We start from the raw sequence: 21,462 nt of genomic DNA on the forward strand, positions 1-21,462 counted from the left end.
CCTTAGTTTGGTTCTCTTTTCTAAAACTTATACTCTTGCATCAAAATAATCCAATATCTAATTGACAATTGCTAAGAGAAAGGTTATAGCAAACGAATTTCAGTTTCTATAGTCTTTCTCTTTTTTGCCCCCTGCTTTACCCCTGCCGGTCTTAGCGCGGGATAAATAAAGTTGTAAAGAGATCAATGGCATAATTATCAGTCAATCCGGAAATATAGTCGACTACAGCTTGAGTTTTGTCGCCTTCAGCCCAAGCTAAATAAGTGCTCGGCAATTTTTCGATATTCTTTATATAATAGTCAAACAGAGCTTGAACAATGTACTGCCCTTTACGCCGTTCCTCCCGCAAAGCAGCACTGTTATATACTTTTACAAACATAAACTGTCTAAACTCGTTCATTGCCCCCCCAACTTCAATGGTCTGGCGAATCTGTGATTTTCCCTCCGACGCTTCGATCATATCGACGACCATATTCGAAATCATAACACTGGGCTTTTCTCCTAATATCTTCTTCACGTTTTGCGGCAAATCATCTTGGGATAATAACCCTGCTCGTAATGCGTCATCATAATCATGGCAGAGATAAGCGATACGATCACCGGTTTTGACAATTTGACCTTCAAGGGTTAACGGAATTCCCTCTCCAGTATGGTTCAAGACCCCGTCAAGAACAGGCCTTGTCAAATTTAACCCTAAGCCCTCACGTGCCAGTACGTTCATAATTCGAATCGATTGTTCATTATGTTCAAAGTGCCCAATGATCTTCTGCAAGGCCTCTTCGCCAACATGTCCAAAGGGAGTGTGGCCGACATCATGCCCTAAAGCGATCGCCTCAATAAGGTCTTCATTTAATTGTAAACCTCGTCCAATGGTGCGGCAGATTTGCGAAACCTCAAGACTATGAGTCATTCGCGTACGATAATGATCCCCTGAAGGGGCGATGTAAACCTGAGTCTTATGCTTTAAACGCCGAAAGGGTTTGCTGTGTAAAATTCTATCCCGATCCCGCTGAAATTTTGTGCGAATGGGGCATTCTTCTTCCATACGTTCTCGGAGGGCCGTTTTACTCTTAGCAGCATAAACCGATAGTCGTTCTTCATTTTTTTCTGTTCGTTCACGTATAGTTAAGCGAGTATCCAAGTTAGGAGAATCTACCTTCAAAGGCTCAATTCTGTCTGACATCGACATATCTCCTCATTTTCCAGACAAGCTAAGTTCTCCCATCTTGTCTTTATTTCATCCGTCGGCAATATACCTTTCCTCTGCAATAAAAAAGCCATAATCTCATTGTTACTCCCTTGATTATGGCCTAAATTTGTATTTCACTAGAGCAAGATTTTTCCCCAAACTAATTGGTCATAAACATTACGCCAAGTGTATTAGGCCCGCAGTGAGAAGAAATCGTACAACCGGCCTTTGCAATTATGATTTCCTTAAAACCGGTTATTTCCTCAACATTTTTCCGAACAAGGTTGATATATTCGGAGGATATACCAGAATGAACTATAAATACCCTATCTAAATTAATATCGGGATAGGCATGTAACTTATCTATTGTATAGGATTTCAGAACCTTATCGAAGGCACCTCGATATTTTTTGCCGACCTTCATTTTCCCGCTGCTATTGTCCACTTCAATACAAGGTTTAATGCTAAGGACGTTAGCCCCGAGGACAGCAAGAGCAGAGCATCTGCCCCCTTCATAAAGATAAGTTAAGTTATCCAGGACAAAGCTCGCCTGAACCTTGCTCCTTAAAGCTTTAACCTCCTCAGAGATTTTCTCAGCCGACATTCCCTTTGCTAGACGTTCAGCCGCCTCAATTACAAGAAGACCTATTCCTGTTGAGAGATTGCCTGAATCGATCGGATAGACACCTTTTAATTCCTGTGCAGCTAGACAACAATTCTGGTAAGAAGACGAAAGTCCTGATCCCAAGCTCAAATGGATAACATCATGTCCTTCATCCGTCCACCTTTTAAAATAATTGACATATTCTGCAGGATTCGGAGCTGCTGTTTTAGGCAAGATATGTCTTTTTTGATAAGTATCAAAAATGTCATCCGGTGTAATGTCAATTCCATCCCGAAAATCATTTTCTGCTAAAAGAATATGTAATGGACAACAATTTAGCTCATATCTTTCTTTTAGTTTATCGTCAAAATCACAGGTACTATCTGCACTTAGAATAATTTTTTTCATTTTCTCACTCATCCTTTGAAACATCCGTTTAAAAATCTATTGTCTACTATGTAGGCCTTATACATAGGGAAGAATTTATGAAGCTCATGGATTCTGGAGCATGTGTCTTTCTTATTGTAATCTATATTGCTTCATAAACAAAGCAGAAAACTGTCCTGTCAAAATCAATCCTCAATGACATCTCATTGAATTATTCCTTTGGCTTGCAACACCGTTTAGTTGAAACAGCATTGCAAGTCAAAGGATCTGTATGAAATATGGAAAAATTAATTATTGAGGAGGGATTCGTATGAACAATAAACGTGATTTAGATCAACTCAATCTCGCCCTAATTGCCAGCTATCCAAAACTATCTGAGGTCTTTGAAAAAACAGCAAAACGCGAAGGCATAAACTATATCAATGTATTTGCCGCCTTCGAGGAAGCTGCAAATCTTGCGCAGAAAATAGAACCTAAAGTAGATGCAATTTTGAGCCGAGGAGGTACTGCCGAGTATATTAGGCGGGTGGTGGACATCCCTGTTATTTCCGTTCCGATTACCCAATTTAATATCGTACGGTCTATGTATCAAGTTCCAAAAGAAGTAAATGACATCGCCTTCTTCAACTATGGGCGAAACATATATGGTATACGCGATATTGAAGCGATGTTCAACAAAACTCTACATGAATATATATATTTAAATAAACAAGATATTATACAAGCTGTAAGCGATGTTAAAAAGCGTGGCCTAAAAGTAATTATCGGCGGCAATGTTGCCATTCAGTTAGCTCAAGAAGAAGGTTTAGAAGGAATTGAGATATGTTCCGGAGAAGAAACTGTTTACCGTTCAATCCTGGAAACGAAACACGTCGTTCAAGTCCATCAACTCGTCAGAAACCAAGCCATTCGCTTAAATGCAGTCTTGAATTCCATAGCTGAGGGAATTATTGTCACGGATGAACAAAATCGAATTGTCACCTTCAACCCCTCAGCGGAACGGATTTTCCGTTTGCCGAAAGAAGATGCCCTGGGAAAACAGGTTTTAGACATCGTTCCCAATACCGGAATTCCTAATGTCTATAAGAATGGCGAACCGGAAATCGCTTATCTTCAAAAGATCAATGGGGGGATAATAACGGCTACTCGTCAACCCATTTTTCTCAATGACAAACCGGTCGGTGTCGTGAGTACATTTCAAGACGTTACAAAAGTCCAGAACTTAGAGCAACAAATTCGCAAGCGGATTTATCATAAAGGATTTATAGCCAAGCATCATTTCGAAGATATTCTGACAAACAACGCCAACATGCTTGAACTTAAAGAAATGGCTGCTTTGTATGCAACCACCCAATCTTCTGTCTTGATCGAAGGCGAATCAGGAACCGGTAAGGAACTATTCGCTCAGAGTATTCATAATTCAAGCCAACGTGCTAACGGGCCTTTTATTGCCGTGAATTGTGCTGCTATTCCTGAACATTTACTGGAAAGTGAATTGTTTGGTTATGAAGGCGGCGCCTTTACAGGCGCTAAAAAAGAAGGGAAGCTGGGTTTATTTGAACTGGCTCACAACGGAACAATCTTTTTAGACGAAATCGGCGAAATACCGAAATCATTGCAAGCCAGGTTATTGAGAGTCTTGCAGGAAAAAGAAATCATGCATATTGGCGGCGATAAAATTATACCTGTTGATATTCGAATAATCAGTGCCACAAATAAGAACCTCGAAGAAAAGGTCAAACACGAGGAATTCCGAAATGATTTATATTATCGTTTGAAGGTCTTTGGGATCAAACTTCCCCCCTTACGAGAGCGCAAAGAAGATATTCCCTTACTAACGAAAGTTTTCTTCCAGAAATTCAGCAAAGAGCTCGATGTCAAAACGGAAAACGAGCTGCTTCCATTATTGCTTGAATATACTTGGCCGGGAAATATCCGGGAACTGCGTAATGTGATCGAGCAGTTATCGTTATTAGTTGATCATTTTAAAAACATACCCAGCTGGATTGGCATCTTAAACAAAGTATTAAATAAAGAGATTAAAAAAAACAACAAAATGTTTTCACTACAAGTCAATCTTGAAAATGGCCTTAAAGATGCTTTAGATCAAGCCGAAAAACAAATTCTTGATTCGATGTTAGCACAGTATGGGAACGACCGAAATCTGGTAGCCCAAAAGTTAGGTATTGGACGTACCACTCTTTGGAGAAAACGTAATGAATTAAAAGACTAGTTTTTATTTGTTCCAAAGATGAAATGATAAATTTCATCTTTGGAACATTTCTTTTTGTTGCAAGCATAACTAAGATCATTTTAAGCTATCTGGATTCCCCTGAAAATGATTATGTCTAATAAAACTGTGACTCATCGATTTAGCCACAACCTACCAATATCAAAGGATTTTAAGCTGCCCTATTGGAACAAAGGACACCAATAGAGTTTTTTAGGGGAGTCCATTTAAAAATTGGCATCAGAATTGCAATTCTTAAGCTGCAGTAATTTAAATGAGTTATTCACTTATTAATACCCCAGAAGGAGGGATAAAGAAAATGAACTTCGAGGGTTTCTGTCTTCAATGTCTATGTGCAAGTTGTGCAGACAGAGGTACCTGCGAAATCCTTCATCCAAGTACGGAAGATTTTTGCATGTATTATTGTCAAGGTGGTGAATTTTCAGTCATCTCATGTGACCATTACAAAGAAAAAGCAGCGAGTCCGCCTCCTAAAGAATTATAGTATGTACAATCTTCAAAACGCTGTTTCGTTTTCTTTGATAAACTCTTATTACTTGGTAAATGTATTAGTTACTATTCAGTTTACAAAGAACATTTTGTTCAATGATTTCATGAAAGTTCCAATATTGTTCACTTATTAACGGTAAGGATAGTGACATTGGAAAATCAAATCAAAAATCAAAATTTTACGTTTTGGAGGAGAAATTATGGCAAGATTCTTAGAGTATCAAGGTAAGGAATGGCTTTCTAAAGCCGGTATACCTGTTCCCAAAGGCCGTTCAGCTGCTACGCCCGAAGAGGCAAAGCAAGCCGCCGAATGGATTGGCGGCCCTGTTGCCGTCAAAGGCCAAGTCCAGGCAGGAGGACGCGGCAAAGCAGGGATCGTAAAATTAGTGAATACTCCGGAAGAAGCAGCAAGTGCCGCCGCAGAAATCCTGGCTAAGACAGTCAAAGGATTACCGGTCCGTCAGGTACTTGTTGAAGAAAAACTTGATATCAAAAAGGAATTTTACGTCTCACTCGTGATTAATGGTGCAAGAGAAGCTCGATCTCCCATGGTCATGTTTAGTACTGAGGGCGGCATGGATATTGAAAGCGTACCCGAAGAAAAGATTATCAAAATGTTTGTCAACCCAGTAAATGGACTGCAAACCTATGATGGAGTTGATTTGGCGAGTCAAGCGGGAATACCGGCCAAAGACTTGAGTAAATTTGCCTCCTTCTTTGCCAAACTTTCACAAACGTATAAAAAATACGATTGTCAGACTCTCGAAATTAATCCTTTAATTATGACAGGAAACGGTGAACTTATTTGCGCTGATTGTAAGATGGAAATCGACAATAGTTCCGTTAGCCGACACCCGGAATTCGGGATTAAGATTGCCCGGGATCTTCCCGGAGAGCCGACAGAACTTGATTATATTGGCTGGAGTATCGAAGAGACAGATGCCCGGGGAACAGGATTTCTGATGAATATGGGGTATGACGAAGTTAGTCCTTACCATATCGGTTATCACCCCATTGGCGGCGGTTCCGCCATGATGGGTCTCGATGCCCTAAATCAAGTTGGCTTAAAACCCGCGAACTATGCTGATACCAGCGGAAATCCCGTGGGTTCTAAGATATACCGGGTGGCAAAATGCGTCCTCTCGCAGCCAAATATTGACGGTTATCTCCTTGGAGGTTTCATGATGGCTAATCAAGAACAGTGGCATCATGCTCATGCCATTGTCAAAGTTCTCCGCGAGATTTTGCCGACTCAAAAACCGGGTCTCCCCTGTGTTCTTCTCCTCTGCGGCAATCGGGAAGACGAGTCCTTGGAAATCCTCAGGACCGGCCTGGCGGATTTAATGACCCCGGATGGACCTGGAAAGAGAATCGAAATTTACGGAAAAGAACACGTTACGGATACCAAGTTTATCGGTGAACGACTCTTAGCCTTAAGCCAAGAATACCGGGCAGAGAAAGATGCCAGGAAGGTAGGATAAAATCATGATGGAATTTGCTGAGAAAAGCTGTACGATTACAATTGACACCAGTAAGTGCCCAAGTTGTGAAACAAAGGCCTGTGCCGAAGCTTGTAAGAAATTTGCCAGAGGTATCTTGGAAATCGATAGCGAAGGCAGACCTTCTGTTATCCATCGCAGTCAGGAAGAGATTTTACGGCTGGGTACGGAATGCTTGGCCTGTGAGTTTGCCTGTCAGTTCAAAGGCAAGGATGCAATTCGTATTGAAGTTCCGATTAACGGATTCGATGAATATCTGCAAAAGCGTCAGCAGGCCTAAGTGAACTCGAATTTTTTAGGAAAATGAGGGATAAAATATGGGCATTTTGATAAGTAAAGAGACGAAAGTCATTGTCCAGGGGATTACCGGACGTGAAGGATCAGTTCGTACAAAATATATGAAAGAATATGGAACTAATCTGATTGGCGGAACGAGCCCCGGCAAGGCGGGTGAAGAAATCCATGGCGTTCCCGTCTATAACACGGTCAAAGAGATTGCGCGTGCACACGGAGAGATAGACTTCAGCGTACTCTTTGTCCCGGGAAGGGGGCTAAAAACCGCTGTCATGGAGGCAGCAGATGCTGGAGTCAAATACATCATTCCTTGTGTGGAAGGAACGCCAATTCACGATATTATGGAAATGATTGCTTATGCTCAAATGAAGGGCTCGCGCGTTATTGGACCGGGGTCGATTGGAATTATTACTCCTGGAGAGGCGGTTGTCGGTTGGCTCGGAGGCAACGTTGACTGGGCGAATAAATTTTTCCAACGAGGCAATATTGGAGTATTTTCCCGCAGTGGAGGACAGTCAGGGACGATTCCCTGGGTCTTACGGGAAGGCGGTTTTGGCGTCAGCACCGTCGTGCATACCGGTACGGAACCGGTACTTGGAACATCCATGGCAGATCTTCTCCCCTACTTTGAAGCTGATCCAGAAACAGCAGGAGTTGCAGTTTATGCTGAAATCGGGGGATCACAGGAAGAGGAATGTGCTGAAGTAATTGCCTCAGGCCGGTTTACTAAGCCCTTCGTTATCTATGTCGCCGGGGCCTGGGCTCCGGAGGGACAGCGCTTTTCTCACGCCTCCAATATCGTCGAGCGAGGACGAGGTTCGGCCAAAAGTAAGATCGATGCGATTACAAAAGCAGGAGGCTATATTGCCGAAACTCCAACGGATATTCCGAAAATCTTAAGGGAGAAGATTCAAGTATAGTATAATCCTTATCCTTAAATCTCCGAATAATTCATCACGAGTTAAATTCCTGATTTGTCTAAACCTTAAATAGTAACTCTCATCAGAGATGATGGGAGTTTTTTATCTAATTCAGCGATTAAAATGAAAAGCCCCTTATTTCTTACTACAGCTTGAGCCACAGTAATCAAAAAGGGGCAATTTATCCAGTTTTAAGCCCCACTTCTATAAGTGGGGGGTAGTCCTTCGTTAACTTCAGATGGGGTAGAGTCCTCCTTCGCCGCTAAGTATTCCTATTGGGAAAGGCGGCTCGGCAATAATGTCCACCGGACATTATTGTATCTGAAGCACCGATGTTCAGCTATAGCTGAACGAGTTCACTGAAACATAGGAACAACCGTTACTGTAGTCTTTGTTGAAACCCCGCTAGCCGAATCCTTTGCGGTTATCACTAAAGAAGGAATAGAGAGAAGATCATAATTTTTATTCGGAGTTAAAATAAGTACACCGTTGTTCCATGTTACATTACATTCTGCAAAATCGCTTTCAAATACAACCCCCTGAGCGAGGGGCAAATTAGTAATATCGTTTCCGTATTGATCTGTTACGACATAGGTTACATATCCAACTCCGTCAATAGGTGAAACACCTAGCCTAGGCCCGATACTAATTTTCGCGATTTTGGGGCTTTCGGCTGCACTTGATGATCCAGGTTCAGCTATTTTCAAGGTCGCGCTCATCTTTTCACCCGTTACTTTGTCAGTAAGCGTGATTGAAATAGGTTTTTCCATGTCCGATGAAGAATTATAGTGGATTGCGCCTATTCCCACTAATGGATTGAAGGTTATTGATGCATTAAGAGAATTCGTGACCTCTAGCTGAGAAACAGGAATAGCTTCAGTGATTTCCGAATTGTTATTTGCTAGCAGCCTGTAATGAAATATGGCAGTTTTATCTCCTGCTTTCGTTAATGATCCTGAATCAAAAGCAATTTGCTCGATCTTTTTATCAATATCTTGTTTCCAAGAGTGTATGTGCCCTAAATTTTCAGAAGCTTCCACACCTGTAAGTTTGTCTTGCAATTTTAGAATTATATCTTTGTTCGTATTATAGGAATCATATCGAAAGTTACATGATCCTGTAATGGGATCCAAACTAATTATAGAATTCACAGATGAACTGAGAGCAATTTGAGAAGACGGAATTTTACTTGTAATATCTTGGCCATATTTATTAAATATCTGATATTGTAATTGATCTGTTAAGAGAAAGGAGATTTTAGCAACTACTAAATCATTATCATCTACTGTTGTTTTATTTTGCGCCTCCAGTTGCGCTTCTGATTCACCTACATTGAGCGAAGCTGTTGCCCCAACACCCGTCTTATATAAGAGCTTGACCATGACACTTTTATCCGTATCTGTGAAATTATAATTGATTGTTCCTGTACCTGTTAAAGGATCCAAAGTGACATCAGCTTTTGTCGATCCTACCCAGGCAGTTGCAGTAATATCAGTGGCAGGAATTTGATTTGTAATCGTTGCATAACCGTTATCTAGAATCTTGTAACTAAAAGTCGCTGTTTTATCATCAGTTATTAGAGCATTATTCGCAGGAAACAATACTTTTGCCGGTTTGACAGTATCTTCGTCCTGCTTTGCTTCCTCGGAATCATTGGGATTTAAAACGGCTGTTGCTCCAGTTAACTGATCGGTCAATGTAATAATTAACGGTTTAACGCTGTCAGACGAGCTATCAGTTGCAGATAAGCTACTAGTTATTGTTCCGGTCTCTGTTAATGGGTCCAATGTTATTTTTGAATCGGATGATGATGTTGCGGTAATCTGATCAACAGGGATCGAATTCGTAATATCGATACCGAATTTATTTAATGCCTGGTAAGAAAATGTGAAAGAATCTTCACCTGTTTTCTTCAAAGTAGTTGTCGTAAAAATTATTTGAGAGAGTTGATGGTCATTATTCTCAGCTTTCAAGAGTTCAGCAAGATCAGAAGCTTCGGCAGCGCTGTTATCATTAATGCCTTCAATTACAGCAAACTGGGAGGCTACCCGAGTTATGCTGTCACCTAAGGCAAATGTTATCGTCTTCTTAGGATCGGCCTGAGAATTAAGGGAAATTTCGCCCGTTTGACTCGCAGGGTCCAGAGTAATTGTTCCGTCCTTTAAAGCGGTAATTATTTGCGAGGCCGGGATCTGCTGAGTAATTACTACCCCGTATTTATTATCTATTTCGTATCTAAAGGTGAAATGAGTATTATCTTTTCGTACCACATTAACAATCTCAATAGAGGCAACTACGTGATCCTCTCTAGCTTGGGCTTGAGCTTCGGCTTGAGCTTGGGCTTCGACTTCTGCTGGACTTAATTGCCTAGGCTCCCCCGCAAAAGCCGATGTTGGGTACAATAACGAAAATAATAGTATCGGGAGAAAAATTAATATTCTAACTCTTTTCATGTGTATACCTCCACCTCCGCATTACTATTTCATGGACTTAGGACATCAACTTATTCCAAGATGACATTCCTCTCTGTTGTCTTGATATTAAATTGTTAGTTCATTAATCCGTTCCCACAATATAGAGTCTTTGACATAGTTAAAAAGTTACAAAAAAGTTTGTAATTTATATTAAAAATTTTTATGGTATATGTTAACTCGTATGACGAATCCACTAAGAAGCTCAATTACCATTTCGACCCAAGTAAAACATTTCCTTCTTTATTAAATGTAAAATACTCCAAATTGGAAATGTAAGCTAATAATAAGAGGACGCCGGGTCGTCCTCTAAACGGTTTGGATTGAATATTCTGATACTTATATAACTTGTGGGATACGGACATAACTTCGTCTAGTTTAATTACAGCCTTAAAATCTTTGCTTTACTAACTTTGCTTACATTTTTCCACAAATTCAATAGGATGTTGGATGATTTTAGAGGTTTCTTCAATCGAATAGCCCTTAGCAAGATAACGTCGGGCAATAACCGCCATGGACTCACCGATTTCAATCATGTGATAGTCGGGATCATATATACGAACTACTCTTTGCTGCCATTCATATTTCTTTGGCAGATGAACGTATTCAATTGACTCATAAGTACTAAGCTTAGCAATAAACTCCTCAAAATCGTCAACCTCAAAATACAATTCCATATTATTTGGTTTTTCAATAACCGATCCTGACGATAAGTTCGTCAACCAGGCAAAATCCTCTTGGATAGCGAAACCACCGCTAAAGGTTACATTTTTGCCCAAATCAAGAACAACTTCTTGATCAAATAACTCTTTATAAAACTGCTTAGATTTTTCAACATCTTTTACTGCTAGAAGAGCTAACTTAAACTCCATCCCTAACACTCCTGACCTTCAAACTGATTTTAACCATTCTAAGACGCTAGATATTTTGCCATTGATGCAAGTTACTAATATATTAGTAAAATTATACATTTTTGTCAAAGGTTTAGATTTGCTTATTCACTTTTCAGAATCGCATTCATTTCATGAAGCTCAGTAATTTAGGCGAATTATACCTTTTTGCTAAAAAAGAGCGCGATATGGTTTAATTTAAAACAAGCCTGTTGTATAATACTAACAAAACCGCAGGATTATTATATTGCCGATCATTTGGCAATTTAAAGTTCAGCGGAGACAAACAACTAGCGGGCTTTGAGCTTTCTATAAAAGCTTGAAACTTTATAAAACAATAGGAGGATGGTAGGAATGAACGTACCCATGATTATTGTAGCACTTTATATCGTTGCCTTATTTGCAATTAGTGCTTATGCCCGCAAACTTGCGGCAAAGGGGAAGGACGGTTATTTACTGGCGGGACGTCAGTTGACAACTCTTCTTGTGGCTGTATCGATTACTGGTCTCGCCATTGGGGGAGCATCAACGATTGGTGTTTCCGAACAAGCTTACTCAGTGGGATTAGCTGCAGGTTGGTACAATGTTGCTTGGGGACTCGGGGCAATTATTATGGGATTTGTAGCGGCGGGACATTATCGCAGGCTTAATATTACTACAGTTCCCGAAATGTTTGAGCGTTTCTATGATGCAAAAGGCAGAGTCATTAGTGTAGCGAGCCAAATCACCATTCAACTCGTCATCACTTCACTCCAATACCTTGCCGGAGGAGCGATTCTTGCCTCCATGTTGCCCTCAATCTTTACCCTGAAAAGTGGCATGATTATGAGTGCCATCGTGTTTATCGGCATTACCTTTGTTGGTGGAATGTGGTCTGCGGGGTTAGCTAATATTTTAAATGTACTCCTCATATATATCGGAATCACAGTTGCTGCGATTTTTACTGTAATTAGTCAAGGAGGAATCCATCAGATTGCCCTGAAACTTCCCCATAATGTGCCCTATTTTCATCCAGTTGCAGGCTTAGGTTGGGGTATTATTGTTGGCTGGCTTGCTGTAATGATTACCATGGGGATGTCAACCCAAAGTATCGTTCAAATCTCTTGTGGGGCTAAGGATATAAAAACAGCACGCCGAGGCTTTGTTATCGGCGGAATGCTGATGATTCCAATTGGCTTTTTATCCGCGCTTATTGGAATGGCTGCCAGAGTTGCCTATCCTTCGATGAGCGCTACTTTAGCGATGCCTAAAATTATTATGAGTTTAAACCCTCTTCTCGCTGGGATTACTCTTGCAGCATTATGGGCGGCGGATGTATCAACGGCGGGAAGCTTGTTGCTTGGTTCGGCAACCTTGTTCTCACAGGATATCTATAAACGTTTTATCAACCCCAATGTCAGCGAGAAACAATATGCAGCGATCACTAAAGCATCGGTCATCATCCTTGGGCTCCTAACCTTTTTGTTAGCCATGAATGTCGCAGGAATCTTAAAAACCCTCATGGTTGGTCTTAGCCTGACAACAGCCTTTACTGTGGTTTTCTTATTTACTATTTTTGCCCCAGGGCTTGCACGTAAGAATTCAGCGTTCTTTACTACCTTAGTTGGAATCATTGTCATTGTCCTATGGCAGCTGGTTCCTGCCATTCGTGTTGTTTCTAATGTCATTTATTTTGAATGGATTGCCTGTGTCGCTACCTATTTACTTACAGCCATCATCGATTCCAAGTCGGCAAATATTACTCCGGAATCCTTAGTGAAAACTTCAGAAATGTAGCGACTCTACCCCCACCGAAGCAAGGTATGGGAATCACTCCCACTTGATGTGGGAGTCTTACGATCGTATAAATGAAAGTGAAACGAAATAAAAAAACTGACCGGCAGCGAAAACTGTCGGCCTGTTTATGTTAACTGGGTACCATCACTAAACCCTCAACGGCCGAAAACATTTGCCATCAAAGGAACAACTCCAATGAGTATTCTTCTACTCTTAATACTCAAATGGTCAAATATTAAGAAAAATCACTACTTAATTATAATTAAAGTGTTTCTTACTGAACCTCAAAACTAAATTACAACGTCATAACCATAATAAGCAGCCTTATATACTTGAATCAAATCTTCGACGCTGGGCTGACGTGGATTAGTTCCGGTGCAGGGATCTTCCAAAGCGGCCTTAGCATAAGTTTCTACGTTTTCTAAGAAAGAACTTTCGTCCATCCCTAGTTCCTTAAGACTTGCCGGTATTCCGAGTGAAGAATTTAAATTTTTAATAGCTGTGACTAAAGAACTGACCAAAGCTTCATTAGAAGAACCGAGTAATCCTATATATTTAGCAACTTGAGCATAGCGCTGACCGGCAACCTTAGAATTGTACTGGATTACAGCAGGCATTAGAATCGTATTACAACGTCCATGGGTAGTATTAATTGTCGAGATTTTATGCGACAAGCTATGGTCTATACCTAAGATTGCATTGGAAAATGACATACCGGCATAGTTTTGGGCAATATGCATTTTAGTTCTAGCTGTGATATCCGATCCATCTTTAAATGCTTTGGGAAGCCACTCAAAAATTGTCTTAATAGACTCTAGAGCTAAGGTATCAGTATAGTCATTAGCCATAGTTGATACGTACGCTTCAAGTGCATGAGACAAGGCATCAACTCCGGTATCAGCAGTAACATTAGAGGGCATCGAAAGACAAATTTCCGGGTCTAAGATTGCAATATCCGGAGTGATTTCATAGGAAGCCAGAGGATGTTTTATCCCGCCCTGTTCAGTAATTACTGCTACGCAGGTTACTTCCGTTCCCGTGCCGCTGGTAGAGGGGATAGCAATAAATTTAGCCTTATTTCTGAGCGGAGGAATACTAAATGGCGCTTTGATATCTTCAAACCGCTTATCGGGATATTCATAAAATACCCACATTGCTTTAGCTGCATCAATTGCGGAGCATCCGCCTAAGCCCAGAATCAAATCGGGCGCAAATGCTTTCATTTTCTCTGCGCCGCGATAAACCGTCTCAACAGAGGGATCGCCCTCAACTCCGTCAAAGATTGTATAGTCGATATTTGCTTCTTTGAGATATCCTGTGACCTTATCCAGTACACCATTTGCTCTCATTGAATTTTTGCCCATGCATATAAATGCTTTTGAACCCTGAACTTGCTTTAGATACTCTAAGGTACCTGCACCGAACACTACATCTCTTGGTACTCTGAACCATTTCAAATCCAATCTTCTCTCTCCTTCACAATCATCCTTTTCGAGTCGGCAGTCTCTAATCGCCGCCAAAAAAGACTATGTGTCGCTGCTTAAATTTAGAACCATATTCTGCTAAAAAAATAGGAGAGTGTTAGCCGTAAAGCCTCTTTCATTCTTTCGAACTGAGATTGTTCTACGTTTTCCGATTTAAGTGTCACAGTCGCAGTCGTTTCGCGGAATTGAATCAATTCTAAAGTTGTTCCCTTCCTTCGCCAATAAAACAAGCCCTTAGTAGGCAACAAAACGATACCCCATTCCCCTGACCGTTTCAATGATTTCATGGCTACCATCATATCTGAGTTTTTCCCGTAATTTGCCGACATGCACATCGACTGTTCTTTCTGTAACGATTTTTTCCTGATGAGGATAAAGTTCGTCGACAATTTGTTCTCTGGTTAAGATCTGGTCGGGATGACTCATAAAAAAATACAATAAGCGAAATTCATGGTGCGTTAATACAAGGGTTTCTCCGTTGTAATGAATTTCTCCCTTTAATGGTTTCAAGGTAAGTCCTCTGTAATTTATTTTCCTGCAGTTCTGTACGGTTCGCCGCAAAATGACCTCGACTCTTGTCACCAATTCTTGTGGACTGAAGGGCTTGGTGACATAATCATCCGCGCCCATTTTTAAGCCCTGAATACGTTCAGCCTCTTCAACTTTGGCTGATAACATAATAATTGGCACGGTGCTTCTCAATTCTGTTCGGATTATTATACAAACTTCTTCTCCGCTTAATTTGGGCAACATAAGATCGAGAATCAGCAAACAGGGATCGAATTGTTTAAACATTTTCAAAGCCTCTTCACCATCTTCTGCTTCCAAGGCTTCATACCCTTCTCTTTCCAAGTATACTTTGACCAGTCGGCGGATTTTAGCATCGTCTTCAACAACGAGTACAGATTTCCCCTTGGGTGTCATGAACACGCCTCCATCCGTTTAGCAGTGAATCATAACCACGATATCTTATCTTCCCTAACCTAAACACGGCTGCCTTATTTTATAATACCCAACATTTCTTGCATAGACTCAGCGGTCATAGGTCCGTCGATTTTATCACGGATTATCCCCTGAGAATCCAGGATGAAGCTGGCAGGGATTGACGATATATTATATAACTGAGCTGCATCTCCGCTTTTATCCAGAAGTACCGGGAATGTAATACCGTCAGCCTTCATAAATGAGGTAACCTCGGCCTGACTCTTTTCTGCTGTCGTTAAATTGACGGCCAGAATTTCAACCCCGGTGTTTCTATTCTTGGTATAATAGTTTTCCATTTCCGGCATCTCCAAGCGGCAGGGCGGACACCAACTTGCCCAGAAGTTGACAATAACCTTCTTCCCTCTCAAGCTGGAGAGCTTAACGGTTTCTCCACTTACGCTCTGCAGTTCAAAATCCGGTGCCAAGTTCCCATTTTCCAGACCGACAGTCAATGACTGTCCTTGATCTGTATTTGTTGACGCTCCCGCAGAAGTTGAGGCGGACTTTGTGTTCTGCACACTGGCTGAATTGGCTGCAGTATCCGGGCTCTTACTCTTATTCCCGCCCACATCATACATCCCCCAAATCACTAATCCGATCAAAACTGCAATCGCTAAATACTTTTTCATTGCTCAATCTTCCTTTCGTGCTAATATGTAAGATAGCTTAAACTGAACAGCCAGGCACTAATCTTTGGCAGCTGATCTGTATATAACAATAAGCCCATACCAATGAGAATCCAGCCGTTAATTGTAGAGAGCAGACCCAAACTCCGATTGATTTTCTTTACAAATCCTAAAGAATAGGTGATGATCACTGAAATCACCAGAAAGGGAACGCCCAAACCCAACGAATAAACAAAAAGCATCATCATCCCACTATAAACCGTCTTGGCTGATCCAGCCAAAAGGAGGATCGAGGACAAGGCTAACCCAACACAAGGGGTCCAGCCGGCTCCAAAAGACATACCCAATATAAAGGAACGCCAAATATTCTTTTCCCCTGTTTGTTTAGCTTCCCAGCGTTTTTCCATCATTAGAAAGCGTAGTTTTAGGATTCCCGCCATTTGTAATCCAAAAATAATAATCAAAAGTCCGCTTATCTTTTGAATAATATCCCGGTTATGGCTAAAAATCTGTCCCAAGGCGCTGGCCGAAGCCCCCATCATCACGAAGATTATACTAAATCCCAGAATAAAACTGAAAGAACGGGCCAGCAACAATCGCTTGGATACCTCAATCTTATTGTTTCCAAATGTTGAACCGGTAAGATTAGCAACATATGCCGGAATCAGCGGAAATACACAAGGCGATAAAAACGATAACATCCCTGCCGTAAAAGCAAATAGCACCGAAACATTCTCCACAAAACTTCACCCCCATGCTAGTATTACTTCGCAGTAACATTTTCTAATCTTAAGATAAGTTACTAATTCATTATGGTCAATCGTATAAACTATACCATCGAATTTTAAAGATTGTATAAAGATTGAAAATCAGAAAAGCAACCGAAGTCTAGTTAAAACTCGGTTGCTTAGTCAATTTTAGGATCTTAATCTCAAGAGAAATATAATCGTTTACTTTGCAGCTTTCACCAATTTTACAACACTGTTTTTACCGTTAGCATCTTTATACATAATTTTAAACCAATCAACCCTATCAAAGCTCGAAACTTCGAAGGTCATTGAAACCACAGCTTTGTTATTGACCGTAGACATATCTGCCATCCCAGAGCTTTTATAACTATTGCCCTTCGAATCCACTAATTGAACCCTGGATATAATAGTTTCATCATTAGGATTTGGAGTAGCAAGGGAAAATTTAACATTGAACCCGGTCGGCAATAATTCAGCAGAGTCAATACTAAACACTTCATTATTATTCGCTGCAGTATAGGTTATACCTTTAGCATTCGCGAACTGTTTGTCTAAGGAAACCTTCTGATCCCAAGACCCTTTGATAACTTCAAGGGGTTTATCTGCTCTGCCTTTAGCATATAAGGCAATACTCTTAATTTCCACGTTTAGTTGGTCGGTTTGCGGGATACTGGATGACGGAGATTGAAATAAAACATTATATCTTAAACTTCCGCTATTCTTGTTGGTATCATCTGTTGTGGAATCAAATCCTCCTACCGGCTGATTCGGATAACCATCGCCTGAAATAACGTTTCCCTGACTATCGGTTATGAGCATATCCAAATTCATTGATTCCACGTTTTTTAGCGCCTTTAAATCATCAAATTTTACATCAACTGAGAGACCAAGTCTTGATTTGTCAATAACGACGTTGGTAACCTTAGTCTCTACTCCCTGGGATTTTACCGAAGCAGTTTGCAGTTCCTGCCCATATCCATTTTCGACGGCCCTTTCAACTCCGGTATGATTCCCCCAAAATGTTGCTTTTATAGCTGCAATTACCGGCTGATTGAACGTTAAGCCTAAGAAGAGCACAACTGCTGCTGCGGCCATCCAGCGTTCTTTAAAAGACACAAATTTTTTGGCAGACCTTTGTTTTCTTTGGTTGCGAATTTCATTAAAGGCTCCTTCAGCCTTATCAAGAACACTTTGAGGAATTTCAACATTACGACTTAAGGAACTTTTTAATCGCTGCTCAAAATCTCTTTCCATATTACTCTACCTCCAATAGTCCGATACAGCTCGATTTTAACTGTGCTCTGGCCCGAGATAATCTTGATTTTATAGTTCCTTCCTTCTCATTAAGGATTTCGCTGATTTCTCTGGTATTAAAGCCATTGACATAATAGAGAACAATAACTGTGCGGTAGTCAATACTTAATCCCATCAGAATTCGCTTAAAGTCCATATCACCCTCTAGGTAATCATGATTAACAGCTTCGGTTAACTTATCCGCTTCTTCATAAGAGCCAATGCACATTACTCTGCTGTTTTGCTTGATAATATCATTGCATTTGTTAATGAGGATCTTAATAAGCCATGCCTTAAAACTGCCGGGATTTTTCAAGGACTGCAAACTTTTAAACGCTAAGAGAATGGTTTCCTGAATTGCATCTCCAATGTCCTCTTCAGAGGCAAGCCTAGTTCTTGCCACTTTATACAACATCGGCATGTAGGAAGTTAACGCTTGAATAAAAGCTTCCTCATCACCTTTTTGAGCCTTTTTTATTAGAAATTCCATATTGCACCTCATTTATGGCATTCCGGAATGCACATATCAATTTGTCTTTCTATCTATAAGACTCTGTACCTTAGCAAATAGTTGCATGATGCTCAGATATTTTAGTGCCAACAATATGTTAATTTGCAAACAGCCTGCTCCGACGCTGCCCCAGGAAGGAGTACCCCATCAGAAATGAGATGCCTATCTATCCCAATTACAGTTAGCCCTACGAGGTTATCCAGTTTTTAAGACCCCCACTTCTATAAGTATAAGTGGGGGCGGGTCCTTCGTTAACTTCAGGTGGTGTAGAGTCCTCCTTCGCCGCTAAGTATTCCTATTGGGAAAGGCGGCTCGGCAATAATGTCCACTGGACATTATTGTATCTGAAGCCCCGATGTTCAGCTTTAGCTGAACGAGTTCACTATGCTATAGTCCAAAACCTAGCAGTTCTCTTCTCGAATATCTCAGCACAATAACGAATTGAAGCGTCGCTAAGCCCAACCCGATGAGCAGACTGTAGCCGGCAGCCTGCCAGCCATAGCCATAAAATTCATTAACCGCGTAGCCATAAAGACTCCCCATAAACAGACCGGCGATTACTTGAGGCATAAAGTAATAGATGTTTTTATGACGTATCATTGTCAGCATTTCCTCTGCAGTTACACCCAGCCGGCAGAGACCGGATAATAGTCTCTGCTCTTCTTCCCCTTCGGCCTTAATCTTAAAATGAATCATGATATTGGCGGCAGCACAGAATAAAACCTCAACAAAAAACATCACAAACAGCAAAAATTCTGCCGACTGTTGGGCCAAGGTGTAAGATTCAATCCTGGATGTTGCCCGGTAATAACGTTGCTGTACCGCCTGGTCAACTCGATTCTTTTCTAATAAATAGTTCTGGACAGCAGCAATTCCTTTTCCCGAATTCTGCCACTGCTTAAACGAGTACAATTTGAGGATCCCCGCCCAATAATCAGAGCTCTGCCCGGCTATTTTCCGATAATCAGCATCATTCAAAACCAAATTACGATCAGCCAACGTCGGATTTCGATTGAATAAGATACGTACATCACTTCCTGCGGACTTTAATTCCATTGTCTTCTGACCACAATCGAAACCGACCGTTGACGGTGACGTCAGATCATGTTTGTATCCATCCTGAAAGTCAAACTGAAAAACCGTCAAAAACTCACCTTGGGGAATTTGATAGCTGGTGCCAAATTCCTTATTTACTTCGGAAAGCGGAAGCAAATTATAGACTCCGTTGCGCAAATAATCCACCTGCTTGACCCTTTGAACTGCTACCCCATTTTGAGCCAATAGGTTAACGATATTACTGTCAGCCACCTGGTTTTTGCCGAAGATCTGAGAATATTCTAAATCATAGGGGGAATTGCTGATAGCATCCTTGGTAAGAGCCGGATACATAATCCCGGTCGATCCGGCAAAAAAAATACAAAATCCAACCAGCCAGGCAGCTATTATACCAATCCTGCTTCTTGACCCGGCATGCTGCCTGTTAAAAGCGATCCCGAGAAAATGGTGCTCCCGAAACCCCGGAATTATTTTAGCCCAAACGTTATCCAACGCCTCCACCTGGGCCAAAATAAAACCGGAGCCTGCCAAGATAACGCCAAAACTAATTCCCAGCCAAAGCACTAAATTAGCATGAACATAACCAATAAGCATCATCGGAACAGAAACGGAGACTAAGATCACGCCAACGATAAATCGTCCCCTGCTTGATTTTCTTTTCCTCTCGCCTCGAAATTTATCTTTGATCAGATCGATAAGTTCCATCTTTTTGAAGCCTATGACACTCATTGCCAGGGTGAAAAGGGTCGTCAGGCCATAGAGCAAAGCCGTCCATTGATAAGACTCGACGTTAAAATACCAATGCAACCCGGATACCCCAATCACGTGTTGAATTACAAAATAAAAGGCAAAGGCTATCAATGTGCCCAGGAGCAGCCCAGCGAGCAGCGATATCCCAGCAATCAGGCACTGCTCTAAGAGCATATTGGTTAGGACTTCCGTTTCACTCATGCCCATAGTCATTAAAATACCATAGTCATGTTGGCGGAGTTTCATAAATTGCTGATAGGAATAGGGAATAAAGAGAACGAAAAAAATGCCGACAAATAGGCTTGGGGCATAAATATTGCTGGAAATATAGCTGTTTACGCTTTTAGGGTTCATAAACGCCTGATTCGTAAATATGGCCGCAAAGCTATAAAACAGGACAAGAGAAAAGACATTGCCTAAAAAATACAACCGGTAACGCCGAAAGTTAGTCCTTAACATTTTTCTGGAAATATCAAAAAAGGTCATCCTGCTCACCTCCCATCAAGGTCAGCATTTCTGTCAGGGAATCCAGAAATTCCTTGCGGCTGCCTGTCCGCTGTTCTTCGGCCACAAATTCACCGTCTTTTAACAAAACGGTTCTGTGACAATGGCTGGCAGCAAAGGTATCATGAGTGACCATTAAAAGAGTCGTACCAAATTCGCGATTAATCCGCAGAAAAAAGTTCATCACTTCCCGAGTGTGCTTAGAGTCCAGATTTCCCGTCGGTTCATCAGCCAAAATAAGAGCAGGATTATTGATAAGCGCCCTGCCAATAGCTGTCCGCTGTCTCTCTCCGCCGGATATTTCCGTGATACTTTGATCCCGGATATCTTCGATGCCCAGAATCTTGAGAATTTTTTCTGCTTGTTCTTCCTGTTCCTCCGCCGGCTTTTTCTCCAGGATCATCGGCAGCAGGATATTTTCTTTCACGGAAAGGCTTTCAATCAGATTAAAGTCCTGAAAGACCATTCCTAAGCTTCTCCTGCGGAATAAGGCTGTTTCCGCTTTATTCATCTCTGCCAGATACTGACCGTCAATCCAAACGCTTCCCTGATCAGAACAGTCCACGCCGCTGATGATATTTAAGAGAGTTGTCTTGCCGCTTCCCGACGGTCCCATGACAGCAACCATTTCCCCTTGTTTTACCTGCAAATTAAGGCCTTTTAAGATTGTATTTTTTTGGCCATTCCTAGCTTGATAATATTTCCATACATCTCGTATTTCTAAACTGATCATAC

At 41.2% G+C, this 21,462-nt stretch carries 18 protein-coding genes; 6 read left to right on the plus strand and 12 right to left on the minus strand.

Annotated elements, in window-relative coordinates:
• Positions 1-151 precede the first annotated feature (151 nt).
• Together B5771_RS12495 and B5771_RS12500 are read right to left on the minus strand one after the other, a co-directional pair.
• Positions 152-1,183, minus strand: a complete 1,032-nt coding sequence (locus B5771_RS12495) for a deoxyguanosinetriphosphate triphosphohydrolase (protein ID WP_088187785.1) — start codon at positions 1,181-1,183, stop codon at positions 152-154.
• Between the two features lie 166 nt (positions 1,184-1,349).
• A complete protein-coding gene (locus B5771_RS12500; protein WP_088187786.1) occupies positions 1,350-2,201 on the minus strand; it encodes a DegV family protein in 852 nt (283 codons plus the stop codon).
• Between the two features lie 289 nt (positions 2,202-2,490).
• Between B5771_RS12500 and B5771_RS12505 the strand changes: the two genes are divergently transcribed.
• From B5771_RS12505 to B5771_RS12525, 5 genes are all read left to right on the plus strand, one after another.
• Entirely contained in the window at positions 2,491-4,413 is a 1,923-nt protein-coding gene (locus B5771_RS12505) for a sigma 54-interacting transcriptional regulator (protein ID WP_088187787.1), read from the plus strand.
• Between the two features lie 316 nt (positions 4,414-4,729).
• On the plus strand, positions 4,730-4,915 hold the full coding sequence (locus B5771_RS12510; protein WP_088187788.1) for a hypothetical protein: 186 nt from the start codon (positions 4,730-4,732) through the stop codon (positions 4,913-4,915).
• A 205-nt stretch (positions 4,916-5,120) separates the two neighbouring features.
• On the plus strand, positions 5,121-6,401 hold the full coding sequence (locus B5771_RS12515) for an ATP-grasp domain-containing protein (RefSeq protein ID WP_088187789.1): 1,281 nt from the start codon (positions 5,121-5,123) through the stop codon (positions 6,399-6,401).
• Between the two features lie 4 nt (positions 6,402-6,405).
• Positions 6,406-6,699, plus strand: coding sequence for a hypothetical protein (locus B5771_RS12520; RefSeq protein WP_088187790.1), 294 nt, complete (start codon positions 6,406-6,408; stop codon positions 6,697-6,699).
• Positions 6,700-6,736: 37 nt separating this feature from the next.
• A complete protein-coding gene (locus B5771_RS12525; protein WP_088187791.1) occupies positions 6,737-7,633 on the plus strand; it encodes a CoA-binding protein in 897 nt (298 codons plus the stop codon).
• 356 nt (positions 7,634-7,989) lie between these two features.
• Here the strand turns inward: B5771_RS12525 and B5771_RS12530 are convergent, their stop codons facing one another.
• Together B5771_RS12530 and B5771_RS12535 are read right to left on the minus strand one after the other, a co-directional pair.
• Positions 7,990-10,086, minus strand: coding sequence for a hypothetical protein (locus B5771_RS12530; protein WP_088187792.1), 2,097 nt, complete (start codon positions 10,084-10,086; stop codon positions 7,990-7,992).
• Positions 10,087-10,511: 425 nt separating this feature from the next.
• On the minus strand, positions 10,512-10,976 hold the full coding sequence (locus tag B5771_RS12535; RefSeq protein ID WP_088187793.1) for a VOC family protein: 465 nt from the start codon (positions 10,974-10,976) through the stop codon (positions 10,512-10,514).
• A gap of 372 nt (positions 10,977-11,348) precedes the next feature.
• On the opposite strand from B5771_RS12535, the gene B5771_RS12540 reads away from it, so the two are divergent.
• Complete coding sequence (locus tag B5771_RS12540) at positions 11,349-12,770, plus strand: sodium:solute symporter family protein (RefSeq protein WP_088187794.1); 1,422 nt, start codon at positions 11,349-11,351, stop codon at positions 12,768-12,770.
• Between the two features lie 290 nt (positions 12,771-13,060).
• Here B5771_RS12540 and B5771_RS12545 read toward each other — a convergent pair whose 3' ends face one another.
• From B5771_RS12545 to B5771_RS12580, 8 genes are all read right to left on the minus strand, one after another.
• Positions 13,061-14,233, minus strand: a complete 1,173-nt coding sequence (locus B5771_RS12545) for an iron-containing alcohol dehydrogenase (protein ID WP_348982946.1) — start codon at positions 14,231-14,233, stop codon at positions 13,061-13,063.
• A gap of 255 nt (positions 14,234-14,488) precedes the next feature.
• Positions 14,489-15,178: a response regulator transcription factor gene (locus B5771_RS12550; protein WP_088187795.1), complete on the minus strand. Its 690-nt coding sequence runs from the start codon at positions 15,176-15,178 to the stop codon at positions 14,489-14,491.
• Between the two features lie 74 nt (positions 15,179-15,252).
• On the minus strand, positions 15,253-15,867 hold the full coding sequence (locus tag B5771_RS12555) for a TlpA disulfide reductase family protein (RefSeq protein ID WP_088187796.1): 615 nt from the start codon (positions 15,865-15,867) through the stop codon (positions 15,253-15,255).
• Between the two features lie 20 nt (positions 15,868-15,887).
• On the minus strand, positions 15,888-16,604 hold the full coding sequence (locus B5771_RS12560; RefSeq protein WP_088187797.1) for a cytochrome c biogenesis protein CcdA: 717 nt from the start codon (positions 16,602-16,604) through the stop codon (positions 15,888-15,890).
• A gap of 210 nt (positions 16,605-16,814) precedes the next feature.
• Positions 16,815-17,867 carry a DUF4179 domain-containing protein gene (locus B5771_RS12565; RefSeq protein WP_088187798.1) on the minus strand — a complete coding sequence of 351 codons (1,053 nt, stop codon included), beginning with the start codon at positions 17,865-17,867 and terminating at the stop codon, positions 16,815-16,817.
• A gap of 1 nt (position 17,868) precedes the next feature.
• Complete coding sequence (locus tag B5771_RS12570) at positions 17,869-18,396, minus strand: RNA polymerase sigma factor (RefSeq protein ID WP_088187799.1); 528 nt, start codon at positions 18,394-18,396, stop codon at positions 17,869-17,871.
• A gap of 408 nt (positions 18,397-18,804) precedes the next feature.
• Positions 18,805-20,709 (minus strand): FtsX-like permease family protein, encoded by a 1,905-nt coding sequence (locus tag B5771_RS12575; protein WP_088187800.1) that lies wholly within the window; start codon positions 20,707-20,709, stop codon positions 18,805-18,807.
• A complete protein-coding gene (locus B5771_RS12580; protein ID WP_088187801.1) occupies positions 20,696-21,460 on the minus strand; it encodes an ABC transporter ATP-binding protein in 765 nt (254 codons plus the stop codon). The genes B5771_RS12575 and B5771_RS12580 overlap by 14 nt, the downstream gene beginning before the upstream one ends.
• Positions 21,461-21,462: the final 2 nt, after the last annotated feature.

Source organism: Desulfosporosinus sp. FKA, assembly GCF_002196785.1.
In the GTDB taxonomy this organism is placed as follows: domain Bacteria; phylum Bacillota; class Desulfitobacteriia; order Desulfitobacteriales; family Desulfitobacteriaceae; genus Desulfosporosinus; species Desulfosporosinus acididurans.